Source organism: Synechococcus sp. H60.1, from assembly GCF_047462335.1.
Taxonomy (GTDB): domain Bacteria; phylum Cyanobacteriota; class Cyanobacteriia; order Thermostichales; family Thermostichaceae; genus Thermostichus.
This window is the reverse complement of record NZ_JANSJA010000193.1, coordinates 20034-30266: the sequence shown is the minus strand read 5'-3', so window position 1 is coordinate 30266 and position 10233 is coordinate 20034. Positions and strand designations below refer to the sequence as shown.

Sequence of the window (10233 nt, the reverse complement as noted above, 5' to 3'; positions counted from 1 at the left end):
GTAATCATTCCTGGGATAGCATAGAAGGTCATCATGTACACAGCGATCCGCACGTTTTGCGTCCGCTTAACTATGGGATGACAGCGCCAGGACGGGGTGCAACCATCCTTTACAAAGGTGGGTTGCGGCTTCGTGTGGTTAATCTCGCCAGCTATGACACTCCTCCTTTTGCTAATGATCCGCAAAGCCCGTCGAAAGAACCACCGAGCCTTACTTTTTGTTTATTTTAAGGGGGATCCCTAGAAAATTTGCGCATTCAGAAACGCACCATAGGTGCTTTGGATAACAGTGTTCCCCCATCGGGGGGGGGATCCAACTTCCCTCACCCCCACCCTCTCTCCCACTGGGAGAGGGGAGGTGGGCGGTTAGCTCTTCGGGGGGATCCCTAGGAATTAAAAACAACGAAAAAAGGGGCATTAAGCCCCCAAAAATAGCTTCCCCTTTCGGGGGATCCCTAGCCTTTGATACACAGAATAGGCCTTAAGCGCGCTACGAGTTTAGCGATCTTGGCTTGGTCGGCAGCGCGCACAACTTTGTCTACGTTTTTGTAGGCCTGGGGCGCTTCTTCGGCTACCCCCCGCAGAGAAGGACTGCGCACAATGACGCCGCGCCGTCGCAGTTGTTCGATAATCTCCTGCCCTGTCCAGGCTTTGAGAGCCTGGTTGCGACTCATCGCCCTTCCGGCCCCGTGGCAAGCTGAAGAGAGGGCAAGGGCCTCACTTTGCTCGGTGCCGACCAGAATGTAGGAGGCCGTGCCCATGGAGCCACCGATGATTACCGGCTGACCGATGGAACGAAAAGCCTGAGGGATCTCTGGGTGGCCGGGCCCAAAAGCGCGCGTTGCCCCCTTGCGGTGGACAAACAGGCGGCGTTTTTTCCCCTCTATGATATGTGTCTCCTCCTTGCAGGTGTTGTGGGAGACATCGTAGATGAGGTCGAGTTCAGCCTTGGGAAAAAGCTCGGCGAATACCTGGCGCACCCAGTGGGTGATGATCTGGCGGTTAGCCAAGGCGCAGTTGACGGCTGCCCGCATTGCTCCCAGGTAGCTTTGCCCCACTTTGGACTGCAAAGGCGCACATGCCAGCTCGCGATCAGGCAGCTCTATGCCGTGTTCTTTAGCTGCCTGTTGCATCTTCTTCAAATATTCAGTGCCAATCTGGTGACCCAGGCCCCGCGAGCCGCAGTGAATAGTAATGACAACTTCCCCCTGCCTGAGACCAAAACTCTCGGCAGCCTTGGGATCGTAGATCTCGTCGACAACCTGGACTTCGAGGTAGTGGTTACCTGAGCCTAGGGTTCCCATCTCGCGCCGCTGGCGTTCACGGGCGTAGGCGGAGACTTCGCCTGGCTTTGCTCCACGCATGCGGCCATGTTCTTCGATGTGCTCTAGATCTGCTTTCTTGCCGTAGCCTTGAGCCACAGCCCATTCTGCTCCGCCTTCCAGCATGGCTTCCATCTCTTTGTCGCTCAAGGAAAGCTTGCTGCGGCTGCCGAGCCCTACCGGTACGCTGGCATACAAGGCATTGGCTAAGGGTTCTGCTGCTTCCTCCACTTCTTCGCGCGTCAGCCCCGTCCGCAAGGTTCTCACGCCGCAGGAGATGTCAAATCCCACTCCACCAGCGGAAATCACCCCCCCTTCTTCTGCATCGAAGGCGGCCACCCCACCGATGGGAAAGCCATAGCCCCAGTGGGCATCTGGCATCACATAACACGCTCCCACGATCCCTGGCAAAGTGGTCACGTTGCTGGCCTGCTCGGCCACTTTGTCGTCCATCTCCCGGATTAACTCTTCATCGGCAAAGATCAAGACCGGGACACGCATTTTGCCTTTAGGAGGAATGCGCCAAACCGTTTCATCTAGACGCTCAAGTTTCCTGATATCCATAGACTGCCTCCCTTACACGTCCACCACACACTGTGCCACCCAAAGCTCACCCTCTTGGGCCACCTTGAGTTGCGTGTAAGTTGCCCCTTTAACTTCTACTGCCGGTCGGTGCTTGGTGCGGTCAACTCTTTCCCCCCACAGGCTGGCTTTGAGATGGTCTTTTGCAAGATGCACTTCAACTTTCCCAAACAGCATTCCTCTAACTGCCATCTCGTAGATCACTGCATTCAGGAAGTCCACCAACAATAGTTCCAGATCGCCTGAATTTTCTAGCTCGATCTCTAGCCGCTCCCTGGGATCTACTTCATCCACGCTAGTGATCGCCGCAGTCAGGGCCAAAGCTGCCTGGGCAAAGGCTTCCTCCGGCGTTGCCCCATAGCCGCGGACGCCAATGTCGGCCATGTGTTCAAAATGCTCCCATCTTGCCTGCACCACGGCAGTCTCCTTGTTCAGGGCAGGCCGAAGCCCAATGTCATCTAGACTCGGCAGCGATACCGTAACTTACGCAACTTATCGCTCCCTCTGCAAGGGGATCCCTGGAGGTTGGAAACAGAAACAACCACTAGGGTACTACTATTGTATTCGTCTCTTGTTCTTCCTCCTGCATAGGAATGGGAGACTTTTTTGAGGTTGGCAGAGCTTGTGGAATTACTCCTTCGGGAGATCCCAATGGGAAAAACCTCCCGCTAATAGGGGAGGTGTTTGTGGCTCTATTTTTCTGTTTGGGGATCCCTAGAAACTGGAGAAAAGCGGGAATCTGGGTTCGCTGAGGGCACTTCGAGGATCCCATCTCCTGGGATCTGTGGGGGATAGGAACTCTAGAGATAGCTGATTGGGATGAGGGCAGCCAAAATTAGGTAGAAGGCGAGATCGGCGCACTCTTGGGTTTTTGGGCAACTTGCTGCTTCGAGAGTGGTCGGCACTGACGACGAAAACCAGAAGGCGACCTGGGCTGTTGACAGAAAGCCCTTGACAGCGGTAGGGCTACTGGAAAATGAATAGCCAACACTGATCCTTTCGACGGCAGGGGGATCCCAGCGATGAGGAAAGATCTCAACATCCTGCATCGGCTGGCACGCAGCTATGGACTTAGGCTTTTGGAGGCTGCCGATATAGCTGTCAATGGCTCGCGGCCCTGGGATCTGCAAGTCCACGACGAGCGGCTTTACCTGCGCTGCTTGCTCTATGGATCCCTGGGCTTTGGCGAGGCCTACCTGGAGGGGTGGTGGGATTGCGAGGCTATTGATGAGCTGGTTTGTCGTCTCCTCACCAGTCGGGCAGCCGAGCGAGTGGGCTGGCCAGTTCGGCTCCTGCTTGCCTTGGACAGTCGCCTCATCAACCGCCAGCGGGGTAAGGGAGCGTTTGTGGTTGGCCAGCGCCACTACGACCTTGGCCATGACCTCTACGAGGCCATGCTGGATCGCCGCCAGATCTATAGCTGTGCTTATTGGGATGGGGGGGCACAAACCCTCGACGAAGCCCAGGAAGCCAAGCTGGATCTCATTGCCCGCAAGCTAGATCTCCAGCCCGGCATGCGCGTGCTCGACATCGGCTGTGGTTGGGGCGGCACGGCACAGTACCTGGCCGAACGCTACAGTGTACAGGTGGTGGGCATCACCGTCTCGCAAGAGCAGGCCAGGCTAGCCAGCGAACGCTGCCGCGGCCTACCGGTGGAGATTCGGCTGGAAGACTATTGCCAGACGCAGGGAAAGTTTGATCGGATCCTTTCTGTGGGCATGTTTGAGCATGTGGGCTACCGCAACTACCGAACATTTATGCAGGTAGTCCGTCGCCTTCTCAAAGAGGATGGCTTGTTTCTTCTCCACACCATCGGCGCCAACGTTGCCTACCAGGGGCGGGATCCGTGGATTGAGCGCTACATTTTTCCCAACTCGATGCTGCCCTCGCCTCGTCAGATAACAGCGGCTTTCGAGGGCCTATTTGTTCTGGAAGACTGGCACAACTTTGGGATCAACTACGTGACCACCCTAAAAGCTTGGCACACCAATTTTGAGCGGGCATGGCCCCAACTGGCTGGTCGCTACGACGAGCGCTTTCGCCGCATGTGGAAGCTTTACCTGCTGATGAGTGCTGGCAGCTTCAAGGCCCGCGCCAGCCAGCTTTGGCAACTAGTCCTCTCGCCCAGGGGAGTAAGGGGCGGCTACCGCTCGGTGCGGTAGTTGTTTCCTCCCCCGCCAACCCCTTGGGCTCCCCAAGCCGCGTGCTACGATGACTTTTGATTATCATTCTCATTCAGGCAAGTGGGTTGATGCCCGAAGCTCTGCGGCAGATTGTCGCGCGCTTTCAAAAGGCCAAAACCTCTCGTCAGAAGTACGAGTTGCTGCTGGCCTATGCCAAGCGCCTGCCCCCTTTCCCCGATTCCCAGCGAACAGAGGAGAATCTCGTGCGGGGTTGTGCTTCGCGGGTGTGGCTGGCCACCGAGCTAAGAGACGGCAAGGTCTACATCCAGGGAGATGCCGATGCCCAGTTGGTCAAGGGCTTGGTGGCCGTTTTGGTGGAGGGGCTAAGTGGCTCAGCACCAGAGGAAATTTTGGGGGTTTCCCTGGAGTTTGTGCGGGAAATGGGCCTCAACTTCAGCCTTAGCCCTTCCCGCAGCAACGGCCTGGTGAGTATGTTTTCGCTGCTGCAGCAGCGGGCCTTGGCTTTCCAGAAGTCAGGCGCTTCCGACGCTGCTGTCTCTGTTGTCTCGTGAGGTGTTAGGGCTCATGGCTAATAACTCTCTGCGTTCGGCCCGACCCCTGCGATCGCTGGCCTCGCTGGTGGCGGCCCTTTCGGTCGGGATCCTGGGCAGCTTGCAGATGCGCCAAGAGAGATCCCAGGCCCAGCAGGGATCCACTCCCCCGCAGGTAGTGACCACAATCCTGCCGATAACGCAATTTACCCGCGCCGTGGCCGGGGAGCGGGCCGAGGTGAAACCCCTGATCCCTCCCCAGATGGGGCCCCACGACTTTCAGGCCCGACCCGAGGATGCGCGCCTGCTGTCCCAGGCGGATGTGCTGGTGATCAACGGGTTGGGAATGGAGACCTTTTTGGAGGGATTGATTGCCAACGCCGGCAATCCGAAGCTGCGCATCATTGACAGCAGCCAAGGGATCCCGACTTTGCAGACCCAGGAGCCAGAGCATGGCCACTCCCACAGCCATGGCCATTCTCATGGTCACAGCCACGGCCATGGCCATTCTCATGGTCACGGGCACTCTCACGGCAAGTTGAACCCCCACATCTGGCTGGATCCCAGGCGGGCCATTCGGCAGGTGGAAAACATCCGCGACGGCCTCATTGCTGTCGATCCAGAAGGGGCAGAGATCTACCGCGCCAATGCCGCTGCCTTTATCGAGCAACTGGAAGCTTTGGATAAAGAAATCGAGCAGAAATTAGCTCCCTTCGCCGGCAGGAGCTTTGTGGTCTTCCACGACTTTGCCCCTTACTTTGCCGAGCGCTACAACCTCAAAGCGGAGTTCCTGGTGGAGATCCCGGAAGCCAGCCCCTCTCCGGAAGATGTGCGGCGGGTGATGGATACGGTGCGGCAGTCGGGCCTAAAGACAATCCTGGTGGAGCCACAAGTGGGGAAGGACAACCCCTTTGAGGTCTTGGCTAGAGATCTGGGGGTACAAGTCCGTGTATTCGATCCCTTGGAAACGGCTGGCCCAGAGGGGATCGAGCCGGAGTACTACCTAACCATCCTGCGGCAGAACGTGGAAAACCTAGTCTCCGCTTTCGAGAAAGAGAAGGCCTGGGTTCCCCTGCAGTTGCCCTTGGTGGGTCAGGCTGCTCTTGAGCACCTGCTGGCAAGGGGGCGATGAGCTTCCATTCTGACGAGGTTGTCCTGCGGGTGGAGGGGCTGACTGTCTGCCGCGGATCCCACTTGGCCGTGCAGAACGTGTCGTTTGCGCTAGAGGCGGGATCCCATACGGCCATTGTTGGCCCCAACGGCGCCGGCAAGAGCACCTTGGTGCAGGCCATCTTGGGCATCCTGCCGCGGCAGTGTGGCTCGGTTTCCATCCTAGGGGAGCCGCTGCGCCTGTCAGGGTACTTGCCCCAGAAAGTGCGGCAGCAGCTTGCCTATGTGCCGCAGCGCTTGCACTTCAACCCCGCCCTCCCCCTAACAGTGGCGGAGTTTGTCGCCCTGGGCTGGGGATCCCTTAGGCCCCGCTGGCCCTGGCAGCAGCGAGCTGCTCGGCAGGAGGCCGTCCAGAAAGCCTTGCAACGGGCCGAGGCTCTGCACCTGGCCTCTAAGCCCCTGGGTCAACTGAGCGGCGGCGAGCTGAAGCGCGTGTTGTTGGCCTATTGTCTAGTCTGGCCGCGGCGGCTGCTGGTGCTGGACGAGGCCCCCGCTGGTCTAGATAGCCTCAGCGAAGGGGAATTCTATCGGCTATTGGAAGAGCTGCGCCGCTTCCTGGGCTGGGCCATCCTGCAGGTCTCCCACGACCTAGAGATGGTGTCCCGCTACTGTGACCGCGTGCTGTGTCTCAACCGCTCCCTGATTTGTCAGGGATCCCCTGAGGCGGCCCTGGCGCCGGAGATGCTCAGCCGCGTCTACGGCCCCGAGTTTGCCCGCTACATCCACCACCACTGAGGAGGGGCAATGCCGGAGACCTGGGCGCAGGTGGTGGAATGGCTGCAGTTGCCCTTCATGCAGCGGGCTCTCCTAGGCGGCATCCTGACGGGGGTGACGGGGGGGCTTTTGGGCAGTTTTGCCATCTTTCGGCAGTTGGCGTTTTTTAGTGATGCCTTGGGGCATTCGGCGCTGCTGGGTATTCTCGTGGGAGTGGCCTTGGGGCTGGATCCCACAGCGGTGCTGATGGTGTTTGGGGTAGTGTTTGCCCTGGGGGTGACTTTTGTCCTGGAACACACCCAGCTTTCGGCGGATGCGGTGCTAAACATCATCTACTCCTCCTCCTTGGCCCTGGCCATCATTGGCCTCAGCCTGATCCCTGGCTACCGCGGCAACCTTAACCAGTTGCTGCTTGGGGATATTCTCGGCATCAGTCTGCCGGCCTTGTGGATGAGCGGCCTGCTCCTGCTCTTGGCTCTGGGGTATATTGGGCTGACCTTGCCTGCCCAGATGCTGCTCACCCTGGATGAGTCGCTGGCGCGGGCGCGGGGGGTAGAGGGGGGCTGGCAGCGGCTGGCCTTTGTGGTGCTGCTGGCGCTGGTGGTGGCTCTGTCGATCCGCTCGGTGGGGGTGCTATTGGTGAGCGCCTTTGTGGTGATCCCTGCCTCGACGGCGCGGCTTTTGGCATCCAGCTTTACAACCTATGTGCTGCTGGCCATGGGCTTGGGGGGCTTAAGCGCCGTGCTGGGGATCCTCCTCTCAGCCGCCTTCAACCTCCCCTCCGGCCCCAGCATTGTGACCACCCAGTTGCTGTTTTTTCTCCTGGCCATGGGGCTGAAGGGGGGAGCGCAACTGCTGCGGCGCTAGCTGCCGGCCATTCCCATTCCTAAGATTCTCTCCGGCAGAAGCTGGCCAAACAGGCGGCGGTAGCTCTCCGGGAAGACCTGGCCCATGAGGGTGGGCTGCTCGTAAACCCGCTTGAGGGTATTGAGATCCCGTTTGGTGATGGTGGGCACCCGCAGCAGGCGGCGATTGCCGGTAGCCGCTGCATGGTGGCCGCCGTACATCAGATCCCGCGGGTTGGGACTATGGCCCCACAGCCCCAGCCCATGGCCAATCTCGTGCCGGGCCACCGCCGTCACTTCTGCCAATCCCTGGCCTTCGGCAATGACAATGCGCACCCGCTGCTGCAGCGAGCCATCGGCGGCAAAGAAAAACTCAGGCCGGGCTGCCCCCGCTATCCCTTCGCCAATGGCAGGAACGCGGTAGATGCTTATCCCGTAGAGGGCCTCCTCTTCTTTGCCCACCACCTTCAGGGGGAGGTAGGCCGACCACTCCTTTACCGCCTGCTCCACAAAGGTTTTCCACTGGGGGTGATCTCCCTGAATGTAGACAGGGACGGGGTAGAAGGCCCACTGGGCGTAAGCTCCGCCCGGCAGCAGCGGCTCGATTTCTTCGAAGTAGTCTCCCGCCGACTTGTCATAGGTGTAGCGGGCTAGGCCGGGGGGCAGCTTGAGGCGAACCGGCTGCGGCAGCTCTTCCAGGGGCCTCTGCGCCTGGGCCAGGGATCCCACCCCCCCTAGCGCCAGCGCCAGGAGCATTGCGCCGGCAATAACCCCAAGCTGAAGGATGGAACGCCGCCGCCAGGCCATACCTTGGTTTCCTCCCTTCCTGATTAAAGGCTATTGGCTAGAAAAGCCAACGTCGATGCCAGCCAAGGGATCCCCTGTCCTAGAAGTGGCGGAATTGGCTACACTGAGAGTCTGTTGTCCCTAGCTTGGCTAAAGGTTTCCCATGCAGCTTCGTCTTGGCGAGCCGCCCCTAACACAGGCAGAATGCGCCCTGGTTTACTGCTTTGCCCCCACCGGCGAAAACGCCACCTTCTCGCTGCCTGCCGAGATTGCTGCCTCGGACGAGAAAGTGGGGTCGGGGCTGGTGGCGGAAGCGGTTCAAGAACAGAAGTTCCAGGGCAAGCCCAATAGCAGCCTTGCTCTGCGCCTGCCAGGAGCCATCCGCAAGCTGGTGTTGGTGGGGCTTGGGGATCCGGCTGCGCTGACGCTGGAAGCGCTGCGGCGGGCCACTGCCAACGGTCTGCGCCAGGCCCACAGCCTTAAAGCTAAGCAGGTGGTGCTGTCCTTGCCAGAAACGGGGCTGGATCCGGTGCGGGCGGTGCAGGCAGTAGCCGAAGCCAGCCTCCTTGTGGCCCACCAGGACAACCGCTTTAAATCCCAGCCCAAGCCCGAGGAAGAGCGCGGCTTTTCCGTTGAGGAAGTCACCCTCCTGGTGCCAGGCCTGGCCCAGGCCCGCCAAGACTATGAAAGCGCCCTGCAGCGGGCCACCGAGATGGCTGCCGGGACGATCCTGGCCCGCGAACTGGTGGCCGCCCCTGCCAATGTCGTCACACCCCCTGCCCTGGCCGACACTGCCCGGCAACTGGCCCAAGACTACGGCCTGGAGGTGGAGATCCTAGGACGGGAAGAGTGCCAAGCCTTAGGCATGGGGGCTTTCCTCGGCGTGGCCCAGGCCTCAGATCTGCCGCCCCAGTTTATCCACCTCACCTACAAGCCCAAAGAAGGGGATCCCGTCGCCAAGCTGGCCCTGGTGGGCAAGGGCCTCACCTTCGATTCCGGCGGGCTGAACATCAAAACCGACTCCCGCAGCATTGCCATGATGAAAACCGATATGGGCGGAGCTGCAGCCGTCTTGGGAGCGGCCCGGGCCCTAGCTGCCCTCAAGCCACAGGTAGAGGTGCACTTTATCGTCGCCGCCACTGAAAATATGATTAGCGGCCGTGCCCTCCACCCCGGGGACATCCTCACCGCCTCCAACGGCAAGACCATTGAGGTCAACAACACCGATGCCGAAGGCCGCCTCACCCTGGCCGATGCTTTGGTGTTTGCCGAAAAGCTGGGGGTGGACGCCATTGTGGATCTAGCTACCCTAACCGGCGCCTGCGTCATTGCGCTGGGAGAAGAAATTGCCGGCCTCTTTACCCCCAATGAGGCCCTGGCTCAAGAGGTGCAGCAGGCGGCCAACCTCTCTGGTGAGAAGATCTGGCGCCTACCCTTGGAAGAGAGCTATTTCGAGGGCCTCAGCTCCACCGTGGCCGACATGAAGAACACCGGCCCCCGCTCCGGCGGCTCCATCACCGCTGCCCTCTTCCTTAAACAATTTGTGGAGAAAACCCCCTGGGCCCACCTAGACATAGCCGGCCCGGTGTGGACAGAGAAGGATGCGGGCTACAACAACAAAGGCGCCACCGGCTACGGCGTGCGCACCCTGGTGGAGTGGGTCTTGGCGCGGCAGGCTGCAGCCACCTCCCCCTAGCCTGGTTGCTTGCTATTGTTCTCCGCTCCCAAGGTTCTGCTTGTTGCGGCAGTGAGATTGCCCACAATCGCTTCTTGACCCTAGCAGCTTATGATCGAGATGTTGCTAGGCGCCGGCAGTTTACAGGATCCCTCCTTAGGCTTTGTTGAAAACAGTGTTGCTACTCGTAAGGGGAGTAGAGCTTCCCAAGCCTTGCTTGGGTCAACAGCAAGAACTCTAGACCGACCCTAATTGAAAGTCACAGTAGCTGGGTTAAGGAATGAAAGTCACAGTAGCTGGGTTAAGGGAAGTTACTGGCGGCGCCCCACTGCTGAAGAGAGTAACTGGGGGATTTGTGTAAGTTGCCGCCACTGGACTGATCTGTTCCACAGATACAGAAACCACGCAGGAGGAATTCGGAGCCAGAGTTCCACCTTGAAGGGCAATCGTGGTTGAAGGAATTGCT

At 59.5% G+C, this 10233-nt stretch carries 10 protein-coding genes; 7 read left to right on the top strand and 3 right to left on the bottom strand.

Features of this window, described 5'->3' with window-relative positions; all coding sequences use genetic code 11:
• The coding region (locus NW852_RS09965; protein WP_414426697.1) for a YmdB family metallophosphoesterase at window positions 1-230 on the top strand (230 nt) is incomplete at its 5' end.
• A 224-nt stretch (window positions 231-454) separates the two neighbouring features.
• Here NW852_RS09965 and NW852_RS09960 read toward each other — a convergent pair.
• Together NW852_RS09960 and NW852_RS09955 are read right to left on the bottom strand one after the other, a co-directional pair.
• Window positions 455-1885, bottom strand: a complete 1431-nt coding sequence (locus NW852_RS09960; RefSeq protein ID WP_414398893.1) for an RtcB family protein — start codon at window positions 1883-1885, stop codon at window positions 455-457.
• A 12-nt stretch (window positions 1886-1897) separates the two neighbouring features.
• The gene (locus NW852_RS09955) at window positions 1898-2320 is read right to left on the bottom strand and encodes an archease (protein ID WP_414366392.1); all 423 of its coding nucleotides are present in this window, start codon (window positions 2318-2320) and stop codon (window positions 1898-1900) included.
• 605 nt (window positions 2321-2925) lie between these two features.
• Between NW852_RS09955 and cfa the strand changes: the two genes are divergently transcribed.
• From cfa to NW852_RS09930, 5 genes are all read left to right on the top strand, one after another.
• On the top strand, window positions 2926-4065 hold the full coding sequence (cfa, locus tag NW852_RS09950) for a cyclopropane fatty acyl phospholipid synthase (RefSeq protein WP_414366390.1): 1140 nt from the start codon (window positions 2926-2928) through the stop codon (window positions 4063-4065).
• 89 nt (window positions 4066-4154) lie between these two features.
• The gene (locus tag NW852_RS09945; protein ID WP_414366388.1) at window positions 4155-4598 is read left to right on the top strand and encodes a SufE family protein; all 444 of its coding nucleotides are present in this window, start codon (window positions 4155-4157) and stop codon (window positions 4596-4598) included.
• A gap of 13 nt (window positions 4599-4611) precedes the next feature.
• Window positions 4612-5709, top strand: a complete 1098-nt coding sequence (locus NW852_RS09940; protein ID WP_414370209.1) for a metal ABC transporter solute-binding protein, Zn/Mn family — start codon at window positions 4612-4614, stop codon at window positions 5707-5709.
• The gene (locus NW852_RS09935; RefSeq protein ID WP_414426696.1) at window positions 5706-6482 is read left to right on the top strand and encodes a metal ABC transporter ATP-binding protein; all 777 of its coding nucleotides are present in this window, start codon (window positions 5706-5708) and stop codon (window positions 6480-6482) included. Before NW852_RS09940 ends, NW852_RS09935 begins: the two co-directional genes overlap by 4 nt.
• 9 nt (window positions 6483-6491) lie before the next feature.
• On the top strand, window positions 6492-7328 hold the full coding sequence (locus NW852_RS09930) for a metal ABC transporter permease (RefSeq protein WP_414370207.1): 837 nt from the start codon (window positions 6492-6494) through the stop codon (window positions 7326-7328).
• Here the strand turns inward: NW852_RS09930 and NW852_RS09925 are convergent.
• Entirely contained in the window at window positions 7325-8113 is a 789-nt protein-coding gene (locus NW852_RS09925) for a hypothetical protein (RefSeq protein ID WP_414370206.1), read from the bottom strand. The genes NW852_RS09930 and NW852_RS09925 overlap by 4 nt on opposite strands.
• A gap of 142 nt (window positions 8114-8255) precedes the next feature.
• Here NW852_RS09925 and NW852_RS09920 point away from each other — a divergent pair, with 142 nt between their 5' ends.
• Window positions 8256-9788 carry a leucyl aminopeptidase gene (locus tag NW852_RS09920; RefSeq protein ID WP_414370204.1) on the top strand — a complete coding sequence of 511 codons (1533 nt, stop codon included), beginning with the start codon at window positions 8256-8258 and terminating at the stop codon, window positions 9786-9788.
• Window positions 9789-10233 lie beyond the last annotated feature (445 nt).